The sequence below is a fragment of the Nonomuraea angiospora genome (assembly GCF_014873145.1).
GTDB classification, from domain to species: Bacteria; Actinomycetota; Actinomycetes; order Streptosporangiales; family Streptosporangiaceae; genus Nonomuraea; species Nonomuraea angiospora.
Genome location: NZ_JADBEK010000001.1, coordinates 8,528,803 through 8,547,160, shown reverse-complemented (window position 1 = coordinate 8,547,160; position 18,358 = coordinate 8,528,803). Strand labels below are relative to the sequence as shown.

Below are 18,358 nucleotides of genomic sequence, written 5' to 3'. Positions count from 1 at the left end.
GCGCTCCGGCTCCGGGATGATCACCATCCGCAAGGCCCGGGCCCGGGCAGGAAGATCTTCGGTTGTGATGACAACTTCGACAAGACGAGTTAGCGAATCGCTTTGGGAGCGTCAGCCGTTCTGGGAGGGCAGAACAGGAGATTGTCGTACAAGGTGGCTACGGTTCGGGGCGTGACGTATCCCGAGGTCATCCCGATTTCATACGAGCCCGCCTACCACACCGACAGCATCGGCCAGTGGTGCGATGGCCAGTTCCTTGGCGGGGTCGTAGCCGCCTTCCGGGAGGACTACTCAATGACCGAGGATTGGTTGTCACATAAGCGGTGGTACGCCATCCTCCACCGCTTCAGCCCTGATGGCAGCTACCTTGACTCGCGCATCGAGTGCACCTGAGCCGACGACAGGCACAGGGAGTCGGTAGATGCCGCGGTCCAGCGACTGAGCGAATGGCTCGCCGAACTCCCCTGACCTCGAGTTCGGCGACATCGCCATTCGTCCGTTTCGGCTGGCTTTGTCGGCACCTCTTTACGGCGTGCTGATAGATCGCCGCCGCAAGCACGTTGTCGTGTCCCATCGGGTTATCAGGTCCTTGAGCCTCGCGCCCGACTCGGCCCCATGTTCCCGGCGTGACGCAGATCACGGAAGTGCAGGCCAGGCATGCCCATGTCCCTGACCACGTCAACCCAGCTCGTATGCGTGTTGACCGATGCGCCCGCAACGGTCCGCCCTTCGCGCCGGGGAAGAGCAGCGCCCCCGGCTCGATGCCGACGTAGGTGCTCAGGTGCTCTGGAAGCGCGGGATGCTCGCTTGCGGGATGCCGACCCGCGCCCGTCCCACCTCCACGGTCAACCGGCCACCCTGACCTGCCTCGGCTTTCCCAGCTCAGGACCGCGTAGCCGGTCCCCACCGACAGCGCGAGATTCGGTTTCCGTCGCCCGCTCCAAACTCGAAGGCCCAAATCCGGAGTCGAATCCTCACCCGGACCTTGATCATTTAGGCGAGCTTGTCGATCCCACGTCGTGAGCGTTCTCAGAAGCGGCGCATACTGGAGGGAATGAAGTCAGCAAGCGGCCAGTCCCGCCCTCACCTGTCCACAAGTCCCTTCAAACCTCCGCCACCCGCCCCGCCTGCCGAGCGGTTCAGCGTGAACGACCAGGTGACCCACGACCGGTATGGCCTTGGTGTCGTCATCGGTGTAGAAGACGAGGTCGCCGTGGTCGTCGATTTCGGATCACGGCAGGAACGAATCACGACACCATTCAACAAGCTGTACAAACTCTGAGATCACTGCACCGCGGGGAAGCACACAGCGTGGCGCCTCTCAAGCGGACGATCACGAACTGACCGGGGCGGATCTGAACAGCCAGGGTCCCGACGAGCAGCCGCGCGAACGGCTCTGAACAGGGCTTGGCAGGCCCAGCTCTCGTGGGTGCGTGAAGGATGTCACCCTTCCTCTGTAGTCTCTAGAGGAAGGGAAGGAAGCGGGCATGACCGCACAGCCGCAGGAATTCATCTCCGTCGGCTCGCCTCTGCCTGAGAAGAACCTGCGGGCCATCCGTGCCGCGCTGGTCGTCCCGGAAGATCGCGAGGCTTTCGATGCCGGGCTCAAGGCTGTGCTCGACGAGGTCAGGGTGACCCTGGATCTTGGAGCGCTGAACGCTTTCGTGCACCGCTGGTGGATCTCCGCGTGTGACACCGCAAAGGATCCCGAAGGACGCCGGCAGATGCACGTCCTTGCCCAGCAGGCCTTGGCCGGCGAACCGGTTCCTCAGGGGAGGCCATGGCGAGAGATCCTTGCTGCTCGTGGGATCGATGTCTAGGTGTTCAACCTCATCATCGACCCCGTAGCCGAGGAACAGATCTCCGCGCTACCCGATCACGCACTGCATCCGCTCCCGGATCTGTTTGCGCTGCTGGAGACCGCTCCTTGGAAGCTGACGGCGCAGGTTCGATTCCCGTCACCCGCTCCACAGCAGAAAGCCCAGGTCGACCGGAATTTTCAAGATCTGGGCTTTGATCTTGTTCGAGCCTATTGGTCTTAGCGTGCCATTTGGGCCGCTGATCATCCAGCGGGTACCAGAACGCCAGGCGGGTCTGATAGATCATCGCGACGCGCACGCCGTCATGGCCCATCCGAACCATCAGGTCCTTGAGCCCCGTACCCGGCTCCGCCGCGATCGTGTTCTCCGCGTGGTGGAGGTCGTGCGGATGGAGCCTCGGCACCCCGATGGCCCGTACGCATACGTCCAACCGCTCACCTTGTAGAACCCGCTCGCCGCATCGGGCCGCCCTTGACCCCCGCGAAGACGAGCGCATCGTCCTCCCGCTTCACATAGATCCTCATGTACCCGCGCCTGCGGGATACTTGGGCGGCCCGAGGACCATCTCCCGACCCCGGCGCCTCGGCAAGGACCAGACGTTGGTCCTGGAGTTCGCCGCGAACGAGGATGACGCCCCGGAGGAGCGGAACGTCCTGTGGCGGCTTGCGGGGCATCTGATCATCCGCCCGGTCGGGCCATGCACCGCCATCGACGACACGGTGTGGAACAACGGCCGGAGCCGAACCTGCGCAGGACCGCACCCTCCACCCGTGACAACGTCCTGTCATAGCGGAACGCCCCGGCGTTCGGTGCGCTCTACGACCTCGCTGAGGACGCCGCCTTCGGGCTATTCCGACAGCGCGCCGAATACGTAGGTTCCGGGAGCGTCCGGGTCGTCGCCGGCCCAGAACTCCGTCCAGTGGATGCGAAACTCATCGCGGGTGAGGTGGCCGTCACCGTCCAGGTCGAGGCGCGGGAAGATCTCATCGGTCGCCGCGGGCGCCCCGTTCCACGTCTCGATGAGCGCGCCGTACTCCGAGCAGGAGATGAGGCCGTCGCCATTGAAGTCGATGGCCTCGAACATCGCGTCGGCCGTGCCGGAGACCGCGTCGGCCATGTCACCGAGTCCTTCCACGACGCGAAGCACCTCGTCGAGGGAGACGGCATCATCGCCACCAGGGTCGGAGGCCGCCCGGAGCACCGGCCACCAACCGGTCATGATGGAGGCCAGTCGCTCTGGGTCGACGGACCCGCCGACGGCCGTCCAGCGGTGGGCGAGCGCCTGGAAGTCGGCTTGGGTCAGTCGGCCGTCGCCGTCCACATCCATCGCCCGGAAGACTCCGCCGACCTTTCTACGCTGGAACTCACTGGCCACATCCGCCTCCGCTCTTCGGGAGACTCAATGTTTTCGATAGATCACTAATCGTGACTATACTCATTTGAGTGACGAAACTGTTACGTAGCGTGGAGGCTCTGGTTCGTGACCTAGGAAATGCTCATCCGGAGGACGGAGTCAGGGAGGACCAGAGAACTGCCTCGGCCGCCCCGAGAGCACGTGCGGTCGATCGCGCCACAGCCACCTTGCGGCCGACTACGGGTCCGCGATCGGCCTTGATCAGCCTGTCCTCCACAGCCGTGTTGAAGATGGCCTTCAGGAGCCGGTACGCCTTCGCCACTTCCGGACGCGAGCCACCTCGACCGCGGGCGCTCATCGACCCACGCCTCGCCGCACTTTTAGCGACTTTCCCGAGAGGCGGGTCCAGCCAGTCGCCGGCCAGCAGTTCGGCCTCTTTGTTGGTCAGCCAGATCTCCGCGTCCTTCTTGGTGGAGAACGTGTGCGGCGCGGTGCGATCCACTCCGTCAGGGCTGGGATAGCTCCTCGGCTCCACAATCCCGGGTGCTGAGTTGGAGCCGGACGAGCGCCTCATTAATTGATCTTGGACCGGGCCGGTGCAGGGTTCGAGCCACCCATAGGGAGGATAGGGAACATTGATGATCCTCCCCCGGCTCCAGCCGGCCCGCTGCCGCTCCGCGGTCGGGTCAACGGCAGACCGGATGGAGACCGGGAAGGCTTGAGGCTGGTCGCCAATCTCCGATGGCACAATCAAGGCACACGACACCGCCGACGCATCATTCCTGATTACCGAACCACCATCGAGCGTCCGGAATTGTGTTCGCCCAAGCATCGAGAGCCGATTCCGCTTCCGGAAGGAAGGTTGATTCGGGAAGCGTCAGCACGGCCAAGCGCCGGTCGTGAGGCCATTCAGCTATGCCCTTGAATCGCTGAGCCAGATTCGAGAGAGTCTGCAGTCCGGCGTCAGGCAAAGGCCCCATGGCGGCCGCCTGAACGCAGTGCTGGCCGCCCTTGAGTTCCACTACGAATCGGCCATCAGGCGAACGCCGGATGATGTCACCTACCGCACAGCCGAGAGCGAGACCAGGACTTCCAAGCAGCTCATAACGATCATTACCGAGCCTGGCCGCAGGCAGGACTTCGAACACGGGCTTCCCGGACGGACTGAGATCTACGAACAAACTGACATGACCCTCGGGAGCCGAAGGTGGGAGAGGGCGTGACACACCCCCATCGTGTCAGACGCGCCTCCGGGGCGATCGGACTAAGCACATACCTTGACAGCCCGCGTCGTTCCCACTGCATGCCCGTACGGTCGGCGGCCCACAGGGAATCACGGTCGCTCGACCCGCATACGCCAGGTCAGCGTTCCCCTGCTCAGACGCCACAATCTCGAAAGAGTTCCCAAGCTGACAGCGCGGGTTCGATTCTCGTCACCCGCTCTCCGTCCGAGAGGCCCAGGTAGGCCGATGGATTCAGCGCCCAGGCTTTGATCTTGTCTAGAGTTGTCGATCTCTGCGTGCCATTAGAGGGAGAGGCGTCCTTGGTCGAGCACTGCTGCGAGTCGATGGTTCGACAGGTAACTCGGAACTGCGGGCGGCATCCGGATCGCTCCTGCTGCCCAGACATGCTGATCAGTTTCGATGAGCGGTTCGTCGAGTACGGCTTGCTGGTCCATGATGGCGGCAGCTCCTCCGTCATCATCTCGTTCTGTCCCTGGTGTGGGACACGGCTGCCCGACTCTCGTCGAGACCGGTGGTTCGATGAGCTGGAGGCGCTTGGGATCGACCCAGGGGACGACGAGATCCCGATCGAATACCGCGATGGACGCTGGCTGCAGTCCTGATCTCGTGAACCAGGGAAGAATCTCATTCTCCTCACGGCGGTCAGGGCGACAGGTCCGTCCCATACGCGTCATGAGGTCAAGACCGCCGCGATCATGTTGCCAGCGTGACGGAGATGCGCCGGTCGGCATGAGCCCCATCCCCAAGCTCTTCAACAGCGGTTACACGCCCGGATCAACCATCTTTACCACCCGGTCGGCCTCGACATCGAACCCAAGATCTGGACGACCAGGAGATCCCTCCGCGCTCATCAACACGGACTTCCCGAGACGCCGTCCGATCACGCAGAGGACATCCACCAGGACGTCCAATCGCTCCTGCCCCTGCAACTCTCTGAGATCGACATCGAAGTCGATGGACTCAGTCTGATACATCCGGAAGATCATCAGCACTTCGGGAATCGGCCAGACTCTCAGCTCGGGCGTGACCCTCAGCTCAGGCGCGCCGGCGCCGTAGGCGGCCGCCGCCATGTCAGCCGCCGAAGAAAACTCCATCGGCTCGCCACCTACCGAGTAGGCGTACTGCCAACCCTGCGCCCGAACGAGATCCAGCAGCACCTGCCAGTCCTCGACAGTCGTCCCCTCTACAACCACGTCAGGCAACGCTCCGTTGAACTCAGGGTCGAAGAGAACCTTAACGTCATCCCACAACAAGTCAGGCACAGCACTCAGCATCCCTTGAGAACTCGCCTCCAAGCGGGGTTTCTGACTCTGAGATGGTCAGCGCGCGAGCCTGAGGTTCGTAGATGGCAAGGGGCGGAACTGATCATCCCGCCCAGTAGCGTCGCTGTGCCGCATCACCGAACTCGACGTCCAGGCGCCGCACTGTCGCCTGGTGCCAGGCTAGTCGGCTGCTCTGGTGTCACCGGACAACGCTAGGGTGACGCCGTGATCAGCAAACCGCCCGGATTACCGTTTCTGATCGTCTTCTCGGCCGTGGCCACTGTCATCTTGATACGGGCTAGCTACCCGTACTGGGACAAGTTCGAGATGTTTCTCCTCGCGATCCCTGTCGGCGCGCTTCTGCTCGCCCACTGGGCGATCCGGATGGTGTGGGCCGAGCACAAGGGGACTTTGGCACAGGACCTGAAGTACCGGTGGGTCTTGCCCTTCGTTGTCGCAGGCGGCGTCATGCTCGCGCTCGTCACGGACGCGCCGTTCTGGATTCGCTTCACACTCTCCGAGACAAGCATGGAGGCCTACGCCAAAGCCGTGGCCGTGAGTCCCAGCGGCAAAGAGCCCTGCCAATGGGCAGGCCTGTACCGCGTGTGCGACGGAACGCAGTACCACGACGGCGTCACCGGGGAAGGACTCCCCGGCAGTGCGCAGTTCGGTGTACGGGACTGGTTTCTTGGCGACGACAAAGGTTTCATCTGGCTGCCCACCGGCGAGCCAAACGATATAGCCGGAAAGTACGGCGAGAGCTACAGCTACTTGAAGGGCCGTTGGTACAGCTACAAAGGCGGGTGAGTGGTTGGCTTCCCATGCATGCGGTGCTCAGGCCCAAAACTGGATCTGCAACAGTTCGCCGTGGCATTACGACGCCGTGCTCATCCAACTCGCTGGCTGAGCGCCGTACCGACGCTCAGGTGCCAGAGCGCAGTTGCTCCTCGGCCGACTCCACCGTCTCGCAGAATCTGAGCGGCCGGTCCAGCCTTGTCTGTCGGCAGTGCGCCAGCAGGTCGGCGGGAGCTGCCGCGACGACCAATGCTCCGCCGCCTGTCATCACCCGCTTCGCGCTCGACAGAATCGCTCCGATGGTCCAGCTGTCCCAAGAGGCAACGCCAGCAAGGTCGAGGACCAGATAAGGCGGATCGGGGATGGGCAGCGCCGCCATCGCATCGCGAAGACGAGACCCTAAGCGAGCATCGCGGGAGAACTCACCGCTCACGTGCAGGACCGCATACCAATCGTGCAGCGCCCCATGAATTTGCAGCGCAGCGCCAGGTTGCTCGCTCATGCTGCAACCCCCGTCTCTGCCGATTGCCCTCCATTCTGCCTCCCGGAGGGCTTTTACTTCGGGATGATCGCCGTGGTGGAGGCAGGGCGGTGGGTAGCTGAAGTGGAGGCCTGATCATCCCGCCCGGCGTCGACCCGGGAGAGGGCGAGCAGACCAGAGGTCAAGGTCGTTGCCCGGGCGTGGTGCCCTGGTCGGGGTTGATGAACATGGGTTTCGTCGTGTTCATGCCATCGAGTGCGCCTGGTAGTACGGCTACTGCCGACTCGGTCGGGATCGCAAGTGCAAGGTCCGCCCGGCCGTCCTTGCGATCGGCGCGAGGCCCATCAAGTGCTCATGGGAGTGCACGCTGCAGTGTTGTCGATGGCATGAAGTCAGGCAACCGAAATTGCGGCGTATGGCTCATCAAGGTGGCGGCTGAGTCGGAGTGTTTTGGGTCTGTGCCGCCGCGGCCGGTTGGAGGCGGTGCGGTGCGGCTCATCGCCAAAGATCCTCTTGGAACAGTACGCTGGAGCCCTTCCAACCATGTCGCGTGAGTGGAAGACCGGAGCCGCGGGAAGTTGTTGCTTCCTGCGGCTCCCGCTTTTTCAGGGGTCCTGGGTAACGCGTGCTCGGCAGGCGGAATGGGAGATTGTCGTACGGGCTGGTTACTGTTCGGGGCGTGACGTATCCCGAGGTCATCCCGATTTCGTACGAGCCCGACTATCACACCGACCGCATCGGCCAGTGGCGCGATGGTCAGTTCCTTGGCGGGGTTGTTCCTGCCTTTCGGGAGGGCTACTCGAGAACAGAGGATTGGTTGTCCCACAAGCGGTGGTACGCCGTTCTTCATCGCTTCAGCCCTGAAGGTCACTACCTTGACTCGCGCGTCGAATGCACCGGGGCCGATGACAGGCACAGGGAGTCGGTGGACGCCGCCGATCGGCGGCTGGGCGAATGGCTTGCGGAGTTGCCCGGCCTCGAGTTCGGCGACATCGCCATTCGTCCGTTTCGGCTGGAGTTCGATGGCGTGGTGTTCGGGCTGATCCTGGAAGATCATGAGGGCGAGGAGTGCGCGGAGCTTTATCCCAACCACCTTGGGTTCTATGCACCATGGGACGGCCTCTATGACACCTGATCGGCCGGTGCAGATCGCCGGCCATCTGCCCCTGGGGGACGCGCTCGCCAGCACCCCGAGAGCCGGAGTGGGCTGGAGTTCGGCCCCGGCGGCCGACTATGTGTGGCTGGCGGAGGAGTGCACCGGTGGCGATGGTGAGGCGGGGCTGTGCCTGACCTTCGTGCGGGGGTTGCCTCCCGACGCAGTCTTTCGGCGGATCGGGGCCGCCCCTGGGGTTGCCGGCGGGTTCCCGATCGCAGCCTATGCCGTGCAGAGCGGGACCGTTCTCGAGTACGGATGGGCGTGGATGTCATGGGAGCAGCGTGTTTCCTTGTCCGTCGGCACCGCCGTGGCCACCGTGCTCGTTGACCTCAAGCACGATTACTTCTTCTATCTCGTCGACGGCCGGCTGATCAGCTCATTCAGCTGGTACGCCTACTCCCTTCGAGACGGTCTCGACCCTGATCCGCTCCTGGCCGACGTACACGAGTTGGGGCTTGACCTCGACGATCTCACCGAACAACCCCTGCCAAGCGCGCTTGCGCTGGCGGAGCGGGCCACCGGAGTGCGGCTGCACCGTGCCGACTTCATCAGACCTTCGCTGGTCGGCTCGTTTGGTCAGGCCGGCAAACCCTGACAGCAAGGTCCTTCACGGCTTCGGCGGCGAAGGCGCAGGTGCTTCGGTTCTGGAGTGAGGGTCAAGGGTGCGCGCGTCGCCGGGGCGGCGAAGAGCGTGGAGGGGGAGCCGAGGGGCCTTGCTCGATCGAGCGGCGGCTCCGAGGGGGCTGGTCGGCGGGGAGGTCGCTCGTCGCCTTGCAGGCCGTGTGGCGGGTCAGGCCATTCGCCACGTTCGTAGGGGTTTGTTCTGCGGGCGTCCGGGGATGCCGGGGCGTTGCTGCCAGGGGCGGGGTCCGTCGGGCGGGCGGTGGGCGACGTCCAGGGCGTCCAGGCGGGCGTAGTGTGCCGCGTTCATCCAGTGCTCGAAGTCGTCGAAGTCGCGTTCATTGGGAGCCGGCAGGTCCGACCAGGCCACGTCGGGAGCCGGCAGGTCCGACCAGGCCACGTCGGTGAACGCGACCACCCAGGGAAACGCCTGGTAGTCCACTCGCCCGCGATTTTCGGCGACTTCTGTCCACAGGTTGGCCTGGGTGCCGATGACGCGGGCCGCGTGACCCATTCCGACCGGCCGGGGCGGTACGGGCTCGAACCGGTAGACGTCATCCAGCGTGTGCACCCATCCGAGAGAAAGGCGGCCGGCCCGGTAGAGATATTTACTGGAAATTTCGCCGCCGGACCGCGAACCTGGCGAGCAGCCAACAAGGCCAGTGTCCGAACATCTGGAAGGCGTACCCGATGACGCAGACCTCCCAAGAGCATCCGGACCTGTTGGATAAGGGGCATCCTTTCCGGCAGTGGAAGACGTGGCGGATCCCCGGCACCACGTTCACCCTCACCGGTTACTCCCGGGCGAACGACAAGACCTTCTTTCACATACCGGAGCTGCGATGCGCCCTCGACGCCGGATTATGTGAAGGGCGGCAGCCCGAGACGGTCTTCCTGACGCACACGCACCACGACCACGCCAAGGATCTCGACTACCTCGCCTCCAGGCCGTCCGGTGCCGACATCTACCTGCCGGCCGAGGCGCTGCCGTATGTGGAGGCTTTCCTGCGCGCGTCCTCCGAGCTGAATCACGCGGCGCCGTACGATCCGGCATTGGCCCCGGCCTACCGTCTTCACGGCGTGCGGCAGGACGACGAATTCGTTTTCGGCTCCCGTGGCCACCACGTGCGCGTGGTGAGATGCGAGCACAAGGTGCCCTGCGTGGGCTACGCGTTCAGCGAGAACGTCAAGGAACTGCTGCCCGAGTTCCAGGACCTGCGGGACGAACTGGTTCGGGAAGGACGCGGCGCGGCGTTCGGCCGGATCATGGCCGAGAAGCGGCGAGAAGGCGTGGAGGTCGACCGGCAGGTACGCCGTCCTCTTTTCGCCTTCCTCGGCGATACGCATGTGTCGGTGTTCGAGCGGAACCCCTGGCTGTTCACCTATCCGGTCATCATCACCGAGTGCACCTTTCTCCACGACAGCGAGCTGGCTCGCGCCGATCGGGTCGGGCACACGGTGTGGAGCCGGCTCAAACCCGTGATCGAGGCGCACCCGGACACGCTGTTCGTGCTGACCCATTTCAGCCTGCGCCATTCCGATCAGGAGGTGGTCACCTTCTTTCAGCGAGAGCGGGAACGGGGACGGCACGACAACGTCGTGGTGTGGGCGCATGCGGAAAGCCACCTGCCCGAGCAGCACCAGCACGAGCGCTCGACGGAGACGATGTCCATATAGCCGGCCGGCCGAAGGGCGCGCACGATAAGAGACGGTGCAAAGGACCGGTGGAGAGGACGGGGTTGTGGGGCTGCCTGCGGACAATCATGTTCACAGCGAGTGGTCGTGGGATGCGCCGGGCGGGTCGATGGAGCGGACCTGCGCGCGGGCGGTGGAGTCAGGGCTGCCCGCGGTCGCGTTCACCGAGCACGTGGACTTCACGGCCTCGGTGGTCCATGCCGACGACCTCGACGAATACGCGCAGCTAAAGCCGTTCGTCACGCCGGCTGGAACGCCGGCCGGGACGCTGACGGGGACGCTGGCTCCGCCGCGATTCGATTCCGAGGGATATCTGGAGTGCGTGCGGCGCTGCCGCGATCGGTTTCCGGGCCTGCGCATCATCACCGGGGTGGAATTGGGCGAACCGCATTGGTACGCCGACGAGGTCGCGAACCTGCTCGACGCCGGGCAGTTCGACCGGGTGCTCGGTTCGCTGCACTGCCTGCCGGTGGGGCGGCAGTTCTCCGAACCGCCATACCTGTACCGTCAGCGGCCGGCCGCGGAGGTGGTCCGGGACTACCTGGCCGAGATCCCTCGCCTGATCAAGAGCTCGGACGCCTTCACGGTGCTCGCCCACATCGACTACCCGCTTCGCTACTGGCCTGCGCAGGCCGGGCCGTACGATCCGAACGCGTTCCAGGACGAGTTCCGTCATGCCTTGCGCGTGCTCGCCGACAGCGGCCGGGCTCTGGAGGTCAACACGCGGGGGCCGCTCCATCCCGAGATCGTCCGCTGGTGGCGCGACGAAGGCGGGGACGCGGTCGCCTTCGGCAGCGATGCCCACGACCCGACCGGGATCGCGCACCGCTTCGACGAGGCGACGGCCATGGTCGAGGCGCAGGGTTTCCGGCCCGGCCGTCACCCCCATGACTTCTGGACGCGTACGGGCTGACCGATGGTCAATTCGTGGTGAAGTACTCCGCCACGATCCGCGTGTGCAGCGGGAACGCCAGTTCCCGCGGCTCGTCGATCACCAGCCACTCCGTCGTTTCGGCCGTGGCCGTCACCGGCGGGAGGGCGGCCGAGCTCGTACGCGGCCCCAACCCGAAGATCAGCACCGTGCCGTCGGGAGCGCTGAGCACGTCGAACAGCCGGACGTCGGCCGCCTCGACGAGGATGCCCGTCTCCTCCCGAAGCTCCCGAGCGGCCGCCTGCTGCCAGGATTCGCCCAGGTCGATGAAGCCGCCGGGCAGGGCGAGCTCCCCGCGATGCGGCTCGACGTCACGGCGGATCACGAGCAGCCCCTCGTCCACCGGCAGCACCATCACGGCGACGGGCAGCGGGTTGAGGTAGCTGGTGTTGCCGCAGCCGGCGCAGGTCCGCGGCCACTCCTGGTCCGGGACGTACGCCGTGCCGCAGAAGGAGCAGTGCGAGTTTCTGGTCGTCACGATCACGAGGCTAACGCTGTGACCGTGGCCTTCGGGGTTCGGAGGCCACGGCACTCCAGGAGGCGGCGACGAGCGGGTCAGTCCCGGTGTGCGGGCAGTCGAGGTCGTTCGCCGGTCCAGCCGATCGCCTGGTACGAGGTGGAGACACGGCATGGCGTCCCTTCTTTCAGGTACACCCGATCCCCTTCGCGGCCGCGTGGCGGAGACGGCGCTAGGGCGGTGAGCCGGTCGCGCGCTGGAAGGCGCTGAGCACGCGGGCGGTCGGGTCCGGCGCCCCCTCGTCTCTGAGGCGGTCGGTGAGGAGGAAACCGGTCAGCTCGAACCCGGCGGCGTGCTCGTCCTCGCCCAGGAAGAAGACCCCGCCGGCGGCGTCAGGGTCCCAGCCACGCCTCAGCGCATGGTCGATGACCTCCCGCACGTCCTTCGGGGTCGGGTAGGAGTTGTCGCTCGCGCAGCCCCACGGCAGGACCGCCGTCGACAGCAGGTCCGCCTGGAGCACGCGGCTGTTCTTCCCGGCGCCCCAGACCCGCAGGCGGACGCACCTGTGGCAGTCGCGCCCGCCGGACACGTGGTGGAGCTCGCCCTTCCACACGAACTCCCGCCCGCCCGCGAGCAACCTCCGCAACCTCGCCCTCATGGTGCCCACCCCGCCTTCCCAGCCTGCGCCGAAGCCTAGCCTGGGGGCGGGGAGCGGCCGGTGATGAGGTCCGGTGTTCGGCGCGGCCCGTTGGCGGTCAGCCTTCGAAACGGATCGTCGCCCCCTGGTCGGTGATCGAGAGCACGCGGAAGTTGAGGGTGCGCTTTTTCCCGTGCCGGAACTCCCCTCTGGCGCCCTCCCCCAGGGACGAGCTGAGGCCGGGGGCGCGCACGACGACCATGTCCTGGTCGAAGATGCCGCCCACGTGCTGCTTGGAGACGTACACCCTGCCGAGGCCGTACGTGCTGGAGACGCGGAAGCTCACGGCCCTCGTGAACGTGAACTTACACTTCCCGTCGTAGCAGGCCCGCAGGTTCGGTCCGGCAGCAGCAGCGGCCGGGACCGGCGTCGCGACCAGCGCGCAGGCGAGGGTCAGGGCGGTGATGGCCTTCAGGGGGTGCATGGTCTCCCTTTCGTCGGCTGTTGCGGCCCGGTACGCCGTGCTCACGTGGCCCGGCCGCAGGGGGTAAGACCTTTCTACAGGCCACGCGTCGGGAGGGGTCCCGAGCGGAGGTGCTAACTCGGGCGGGCGAGGTCGTACGCGGCGGCCGACAGGGAGATGACGATGAACAGCAGGATCACCAGCAGGCCGTGACGGAAGGCGGTCGCCCAGTCCGTGCCGAGCGCGCCGAAGAAGGTGGAGCCGGCCGTCGCGATGCCGATCGCCGAGCCCAGCCGCTGGCCCGTCTGCAGGACCCCCGCCGCGCTCCCGCCGCCCTCGGGCGGCACCTCCGACAGGGTGATGGCCTGGTTGGGTGAGATGACCAGGCCGCTGCCGATGCCCGCGACCAGCAGGGGCAGGGCGGTGGCCAGGCCCGCGCCGGGTCCGGGCACCAGCGCGGTGGCGGCCATGGTCGCCGACAGGCCGGCGATCACCGTGAGCAGGCCGATGACCACCACGCGGCGCCCCGCGCGGGACACCACCCGCCCGCCCACCACGCTGGCCGAGGCCGAGCCGAGGGCGAACGGCGTGATCGACAGGCCCGCCAGCAGGGGGCTGTAATGGAGGCCGCTCTGCAGGTACAGGGTGAAGATGAAGAAGATGCCGGTGAACCCGGCGAAGTAGAACAGCCCAATGGCCGTGCCGAGGCGATAGGAGCGTTTCCTGAACAGCGCCAGGTCCACGAGAGGCTCGCGGCGGTAGAACCGCTCCCACGTCACGAAACCGCCCAGGATCAGGAGCGAGGCGGGGATGATCAGCCATTTGGCGTTCCCCTCCCACTGGTGGCGCTGGATGAAGGGCAGCAGCAGGCCCGCCACCCCGACGCCCAGGAGGAGCACGCCCACCGGGTCCATGCTCTCGGGCCGCCGCGACACGTCCTGCCGCGGGGCCGGCAGGACCCGCCAGGCCAGCGGCAGCAGGGCCAGTCCGATCGGCACGTTCACCAGGAACACCCACCGCCACCCCAGCTCGGGCCCGGACAGGGTGACGAGGGCGCCGCCGATCAGCGGCCCGGCGGCCGTGGACAGGCCGATGGTGGCGCCCAGCGCGCCGAACGCCCGGCCCCGCTCGTGCCGCTCGAACATCTGCTGGATCAGCCCCGACACCTGCGGGTTCACCGTCCCGGCCGCCATGCCCTGCACGAGCCTGGCCGCGATCAGCACCTTCATGTCCCAGGCGAAGCCGCACGCCGCGCTGGCGAGCGTGAACAGCGCCACGCCCCACATGAACAGCGTCCTGCGGCTCCTGGCGTCCCCCATGCGCCCGGCCGGGACCAGCAGCAGGCCGAACGTCAGCGCGTAGCCGGAGACCGTCCACTGCAGGCCGTCCTCCGTCGCCTGCAGGCCGGCGCGGATCGACGGCAGCGCCACGTTGACGATGCTCACGTCCAGACCCGTCATGAACGCCGACACCAGGCACACGCCCAGTGCCTGCCGCCGCCTGCCGAACCCGGTCTCCGCGCTCATGCCATCCAGATTGTCATCGCCCCTCCAAGGGTTCTCTTACCGGGTATGGGGCGAGTAACGTCCGATCATGGACACGATGACCGTCGAGCAGAACGGCATCAACGCGGTCCCCGAGGCCGAGCGGCGCGGCCGGCCGGGGGATCTCTTCTGGCCGTGGGCCGGCTCCAACCTCTCCCTGTTCGGTGTCGCCTTCGGCGTCTACATGGTCGGTCTCGGCCTGGGCGTGATCCCCGCGATCGTCGCCGGGGCGGTCGGGTACGCGCTGTCGTTCCTGCTGGTGGGCCTGGTCGCGGTCGCGGGGACGCGGTCGGGCGTGCCGACGATGACGCTGGGGCGGGCGCCGTTCGGCTACCAGGGGAACAAGCTGCCCGCCGTCTTCTCCTACATCTCGAACGTCGGCTGGGAGATCGTGCTCGTCACGCTCTCCGCGCAGAGCGGCGCGGCGATCCTGGGGCGGCTCGCGCCCGGCGTCCCCGCCACCACGGCCACCGCCGTGTGCTTCGCCGTCGCGGCCGTCGTGGTGATCGCGGTCGGCGTGTACGGCCACGCCCTGATCATGGCGGTCCAGCGGTACCTGACGTACGCGTTCGTCGTGCTGACCGTCGTCTACATGGCCCTCATGCTGCCGAAGCTCGGCGGGTCGCTGAACGGCGGCGCGGGCCCCGGCGAGTGGGTCGGCGGGGTCGTCTTCGCCATGACGCTGCTGGGCCTGGGCTGGGTCAACTGCGGCGCCGACTACTCCCGCTACCTGCCCGCGAACTCCCGGGCGAGATCGGTGGCGCTGTGGACGACGCTGGGGGGCGCGGTGCCGCCCATGGTGCTGCTCGTGTTCGGCGTGCTGCTGACGGGCGGCGACCCCAACCTGGCCAAGACCGCCGGGGGCGACCCGGTGGGCGCGCTGGCCCAGGCGCTGCCGACCTGGTTCTTACTGCCGTACCTGCTGACCGCCATCGGCGGCTTCCTGGCCGGGGCGATCATGGACATCTACTCGTCCGGGCTGTCGATGCTGGCGCTCGGCGTGCCGGTCAGGCGGCACTACGCGGTGCTGATCGACGGCCTGCTCATGGTGCTCGGCGGCTACTACCTGCTGTTCGTGTCCAGCAGCTTCCTCGCCACCTTCCAGGCGTTCCTGGCGATCATCGGGGTCGTGATGGCGGCCTGGGTGGCGATCTTCCTGGTGGACATGTGGCGGCTGCGCGCGGGCGGCAGGTCGTACGACGAGCGGCTGCTGCGGCCGGGCGCGCCCGCGCTCAACTGGGCCGGACTGGTGTCGCTGGTCGTGGCCTCGGTCGTGGGCCTCGGGCTGATCACGTCGAGCGACCCGAACATCGCCAGGATCGTCGGCTTCCTGATGAGTGACGGGATGAAGGCGGGCACGTTCGCCGGGGCGAACATCGGCGTGGTCATCGCCCTCGTGCTGGCCGGGCTGCTGTACCTCCTGATCACCACCTTCGCCGGGCGGCGCCGCGAGGCGTGACGGCGCCGGATCCTGAGGTTACTCTTGGTGAGTAATGATGGACATTCCGTCGCGGTTGCTGCGGTGGGCGGTGCATGCCACGGCCTGCGGGCTTCTCGTGCCCGCCGCGGTGAGCTCGCTGCGCGAGGACCGGGTGGCCGTGGCCGTCGGGGGGCTCGTGCTCGGCGTCGCCTATGCCGCCGGTCCGATGATGTCCGGGGTCCGGCGGGGCGTGTGGCTCGGGCTCGTGACGGCCGGATGGGTGGTGCTGGCGGTGGCGGCGCCGCCGTTCGTGTGGCTGGCGTTCCCGCTGCTGTTCGCGTACCTGGACGTGCTGCCGCTGTGGGGGGCGATGTTCGGGGTGGCGGTGCTGACCTCGGCGGCGATCCTGGCGGCGGTGTGGCACGCCGGTGAGCTGACCCTGCCGCTGGTGCTCGGGCCGAGCGTCGGGGCCGCGGTGGTGACGATGCTGGCGCTGGCCTGCAAGGCGTTGGCCTGCAAGGCGCTGCGCCGCGAGGTCGAACGGCCCGAGCAGGAGTCCCCGATCAGGCCGTGACGATGGCTCGGCGAAGGATCAGGCCGTGACGATGGCGAAGTCGGGTGTCGCGTGGTCGAGGACCGCGACCAGCCGCTGCAGCGCCCCCGTGTCCCCCTCGCGCTCCACGCCCCCGACGCCCTTGCCCGCCAGCAGCCCGACGAGCTGGTCCTTGGTCAGCCGGAGCGTCAGGTCGGCGCTCTCGTCCGCGGGGTCGCGCTGCTGGATGAGCGCGCCGTTCGAGAGCGTCGTACGGTACCGCTCCCCCAGGTCGGTCAGGTGCCAGTCGATCGACAGCCGCTCGTGCCAGGCGCGCGGCCCGTCCACGCGGATGGCGAGCGAGTCGAAGATCTGCTCCACGGACAGCGCGGCGAGCAGGTCGAGCGAGGTGGTGGTGTCCACGGCGGCGGGCACGATGCCGTCGGACAGCTCCAGGGCGCCCATGAGGTAGAAGTTGCGCCACACGGCGTTCTCGGCGCCGTGGCCGAGCCGGGTGTAGACCTCGGCGAGCAGGTCGCGGGCCTCCTTGTTGCCCTCGTCGGCGAAGACGGCGTGGTTGAGCAGCTGGGCGGCGAAGCGCAGGTCGTTCTCGCCGATGTAGCGCCTGGCGAACGCGACCACGGCCGAGCCGCCGCCCAGGCAGTCGACGTACCGGACGGCGCTCTCCCTCGGCGGGTGCTCCCACAGGTGCGCCGGGTTCCCGTCGAACCACCCCAGGTAGCGCTGGTAGACGGCCTTGACGTTGTGGCTGACCGAGCCGTAGTAGCCGTGCGTGTGCCAGGCCTGCTCCAGTTCGGGCGGCATGTGCATGGCCTCGGCGATCTCGGGCCCGGTCAGGCCCTTGTTGAGCAGCCGCAGCGTCTGGTCGTGCAGGTACGCGTACATGTCCCGCTGCTGTTCGAGGAAGCGGACGATGCCGCCGCGGCCCCAGGTGGGCCAGTGGTGCGAGGCGAAGGCGACCTCGGCGCGGTCGGCGAACAGCGTGACGGTCTCGTTCAGGTAGCGCGCCCAGGCGCGGGCGTCGCGGACCTTGGCGCCGCGCAGGGTGACGATGTTGTGCTGGTTGTGCGTGGCGTTCTCGGCCAGGCACAGGGCGCGCCGGTCGGGGAAGAGGAAGTTCATCTCGGCGGGGGCCTCGGTGCCGGGCGTGAGCTGGAAGAGCATCCGGATCCCGTCGACGGTCTCCTCCTGGCCGGTACGGGTGATCTCCGTCGTGGGCGGGATGAGCGACACGGTGCCCGTCGAGGTGGTCATGCCGAGGCCGCAGCCGATCTGGCCCTCGGGCGAGCGGGGCAGGGCGGGGCCGTACATGTAGACGGCCCGGCGGGTCATGGCGGGGCCCGCGTAGACGTTCTCCGACACCGCGTGCTCCATGAACCCCTCCGGGGCCAGGATCGGCACGCCGCCGCCGGTGACGCCGCGTACGCCGCCGAAGTGGTCGACGTGCGAGTGCGTGTAGACCACGCCGGTGACCGGGCGGTCGCCGCGGTGCTCGCGGTAGAGCCGGAGCGCGGCGGCGGCGCACTCCGTGGAGATCAGCGGGTCGATCACGAGGACGCCGCGCTCGCCCTCGACCAAAGTCATGTTCGACAGGTCCAGGCCGCGTACCTGGTAGACCCCCTCGGTGACCTCGTACAGACCTTGCCTGGCGCACAGCTGGCCCTGCCGCCAGAGGCTGGGGTGGGCCGTCGCCGGGCACTCCCCCTGGAGGAAGTCGTAGGAGTCGTTGTCCCAGATGACCCGGCCGTCCGCAGTCTGGATCACTGCCGGGCTCAGCTTCGCGATGAACCCGCGGTCCGCGTCCGCGAAGTCGTCCTTGTCATGAAATGGAAGGTCTGCCATGCCTAGCCGAGTGCCCAGGAATCACTTCACATAGCTCAATAAACACCCCTAATAGCATGAATCTAGGGCAATAAGGACAGGAC

At 67.0% G+C, this 18,358-nt stretch carries 23 protein-coding genes; 12 read left to right on the top strand and 11 right to left on the bottom strand.

All coding sequences use genetic code 11. From position 1 onward, the window contains the following. The first annotated feature begins 171 nt into the window (after positions 1–171). The 4 genes from H4W80_RS39330 (at position 172) to H4W80_RS39315 (ending at position 2,042) form a co-directional block, all read left to right on the top strand. Positions 172–393, top strand: coding sequence for a hypothetical protein (locus H4W80_RS39330; protein WP_192789700.1), 222 nt, complete (start codon positions 172–174; stop codon positions 391–393). 661 nt (positions 394–1,054) lie between these two features. After that, on the top strand, positions 1,055–1,282 hold the full coding sequence (locus H4W80_RS39325) for a hypothetical protein (protein ID WP_192789699.1): 228 nt from the start codon (positions 1,055–1,057) through the stop codon (positions 1,280–1,282). 205 nt (positions 1,283–1,487) lie between these two features. Then, entirely contained in the window at positions 1,488–1,820 is a 333-nt protein-coding gene (locus H4W80_RS39320; protein ID WP_192789698.1) for a DUF6247 family protein, read from the top strand. Next, the gene (locus tag H4W80_RS39315; protein WP_192789697.1) at positions 1,821–2,042 is read left to right on the top strand and encodes a hypothetical protein; all 222 of its coding nucleotides are present in this window, start codon (positions 1,821–1,823) and stop codon (positions 2,040–2,042) included. A gap of 625 nt (positions 2,043–2,667) precedes the next feature. On the opposite strand, the gene H4W80_RS39310 is transcribed toward H4W80_RS39315, so the two are convergent. The 3 genes from H4W80_RS39310 to H4W80_RS39300 all read right to left on the bottom strand — a co-directional run bounded on the left by H4W80_RS39310 (position 2,668) and on the right by H4W80_RS39300 (position 4,322). After that, positions 2,668–3,195, bottom strand: a complete 528-nt coding sequence (locus H4W80_RS39310; protein ID WP_192789696.1) for an EF-hand domain-containing protein — start codon at positions 3,193–3,195, stop codon at positions 2,668–2,670. A gap of 121 nt (positions 3,196–3,316) precedes the next feature. Next, the gene (locus tag H4W80_RS39305) at positions 3,317–3,748 is read right to left on the bottom strand and encodes a hypothetical protein (protein ID WP_465263719.1); all 432 of its coding nucleotides are present in this window, start codon (positions 3,746–3,748) and stop codon (positions 3,317–3,319) included. 202 nt (positions 3,749–3,950) lie between these two features. Then, positions 3,951–4,322, bottom strand: coding sequence for a DUF4265 domain-containing protein (locus H4W80_RS39300; RefSeq protein WP_192789694.1), 372 nt, complete (start codon positions 4,320–4,322; stop codon positions 3,951–3,953). 371 nt (positions 4,323–4,693) lie between these two features. Here H4W80_RS39300 and H4W80_RS39295 point away from each other — a divergent pair, with 371 nt between their 5' ends. After that, positions 4,694–5,020: a DUF6980 family protein gene (locus H4W80_RS39295; RefSeq protein ID WP_378525740.1), complete on the top strand. Its 327-nt coding sequence runs from the start codon at positions 4,694–4,696 to the stop codon at positions 5,018–5,020. A gap of 159 nt (positions 5,021–5,179) precedes the next feature. On the opposite strand, the gene H4W80_RS39290 is transcribed toward H4W80_RS39295, so the two are convergent. Further along, positions 5,180–5,680 (bottom strand): hypothetical protein, encoded by a 501-nt coding sequence (locus H4W80_RS39290; RefSeq protein WP_192789692.1) that lies wholly within the window; start codon positions 5,678–5,680, stop codon positions 5,180–5,182. A gap of 225 nt (positions 5,681–5,905) precedes the next feature. Between H4W80_RS39290 and H4W80_RS39285 the strand changes: the two genes are divergently transcribed. Further along, entirely contained in the window at positions 5,906–6,487 is a 582-nt protein-coding gene (locus H4W80_RS39285) for a hypothetical protein (RefSeq protein WP_192789691.1), read from the top strand. Between the two features lie 115 nt (positions 6,488–6,602). On the opposite strand, the gene H4W80_RS39280 is transcribed toward H4W80_RS39285, so the two are convergent. Continuing rightward, positions 6,603–6,977, bottom strand: coding sequence for an STAS domain-containing protein (locus H4W80_RS39280; protein ID WP_192789690.1), 375 nt, complete (start codon positions 6,975–6,977; stop codon positions 6,603–6,605). Between the two features lie 658 nt (positions 6,978–7,635). Here H4W80_RS39280 and H4W80_RS39275 point away from each other — a divergent pair. Next, positions 7,636–8,091, top strand: coding sequence for a hypothetical protein (locus H4W80_RS39275; RefSeq protein WP_192789689.1), 456 nt, complete (start codon positions 7,636–7,638; stop codon positions 8,089–8,091). 7 nt (positions 8,092–8,098) lie between these two features. Beyond that, positions 8,099–8,707, top strand: coding sequence for a DUF6461 domain-containing protein (locus tag H4W80_RS39270; RefSeq protein WP_192789688.1), 609 nt, complete (start codon positions 8,099–8,101; stop codon positions 8,705–8,707). A 195-nt stretch (positions 8,708–8,902) separates the two neighbouring features. Here H4W80_RS39270 and H4W80_RS39265 read toward each other — a convergent pair whose 3' ends face one another. After that, the gene (locus H4W80_RS39265) at positions 8,903–9,304 is read right to left on the bottom strand and encodes a family 20 glycosylhydrolase (RefSeq protein ID WP_318787267.1); all 402 of its coding nucleotides are present in this window, start codon (positions 9,302–9,304) and stop codon (positions 8,903–8,905) included. Positions 9,305–9,423: 119 nt separating this feature from the next. Between H4W80_RS39265 and H4W80_RS39260 the strand changes: the two genes are divergently transcribed. Continuing rightward, complete coding sequence (locus H4W80_RS39260; RefSeq protein ID WP_192789687.1) at positions 9,424–10,410, top strand: MBL fold metallo-hydrolase; 987 nt, start codon at positions 9,424–9,426, stop codon at positions 10,408–10,410. A 127-nt stretch (positions 10,411–10,537) separates the two neighbouring features. Then, on the top strand, positions 10,538–11,341 hold the full coding sequence (locus H4W80_RS39255; protein ID WP_264086023.1) for a PHP domain-containing protein: 804 nt from the start codon (positions 10,538–10,540) through the stop codon (positions 11,339–11,341). A gap of 7 nt (positions 11,342–11,348) precedes the next feature. On the opposite strand, the gene H4W80_RS61575 is transcribed toward H4W80_RS39255, so the two are convergent. From H4W80_RS61575 to H4W80_RS39235, 4 genes are all read right to left on the bottom strand, one after another. After that, positions 11,349–11,837, bottom strand: a complete 489-nt coding sequence (locus H4W80_RS61575; RefSeq protein WP_318787266.1) for an NUDIX domain-containing protein — start codon at positions 11,835–11,837, stop codon at positions 11,349–11,351. A 211-nt stretch (positions 11,838–12,048) separates the two neighbouring features. Beyond that, positions 12,049–12,474 carry a hypothetical protein gene (locus H4W80_RS39245; RefSeq protein WP_192789684.1) on the bottom strand — a complete coding sequence of 142 codons (426 nt, stop codon included), beginning with the start codon at positions 12,472–12,474 and terminating at the stop codon, positions 12,049–12,051. Between the two features lie 97 nt (positions 12,475–12,571). Continuing rightward, entirely contained in the window at positions 12,572–12,937 is a 366-nt protein-coding gene (locus H4W80_RS39240) for a hypothetical protein (RefSeq protein ID WP_192789683.1), read from the bottom strand. A 113-nt stretch (positions 12,938–13,050) separates the two neighbouring features. Continuing rightward, positions 13,051–14,442, bottom strand: coding sequence for an MFS transporter (locus H4W80_RS39235; protein ID WP_192789682.1), 1,392 nt, complete (start codon positions 14,440–14,442; stop codon positions 13,051–13,053). Positions 14,443–14,509: 67 nt separating this feature from the next. Here H4W80_RS39235 and H4W80_RS39230 point away from each other — a divergent pair, with 67 nt between their 5' ends. Then, the gene (locus H4W80_RS39230) at positions 14,510–15,919 is read left to right on the top strand and encodes a purine-cytosine permease family protein (protein ID WP_192789681.1); all 1,410 of its coding nucleotides are present in this window, start codon (positions 14,510–14,512) and stop codon (positions 15,917–15,919) included. 34 nt (positions 15,920–15,953) lie between these two features. Further along, positions 15,954–16,454: a hypothetical protein gene (locus H4W80_RS39225; RefSeq protein ID WP_192789680.1), complete on the top strand. Its 501-nt coding sequence runs from the start codon at positions 15,954–15,956 to the stop codon at positions 16,452–16,454. Positions 16,455–16,472: 18 nt separating this feature from the next. Here H4W80_RS39225 and H4W80_RS39220 read toward each other — a convergent pair whose 3' ends face one another. Next, entirely contained in the window at positions 16,473–18,275 is a 1,803-nt protein-coding gene (locus H4W80_RS39220; protein ID WP_192789679.1) for an alkyl/aryl-sulfatase, read from the bottom strand. Between the last annotated feature and the right edge of the window lie 83 nt (positions 18,276–18,358).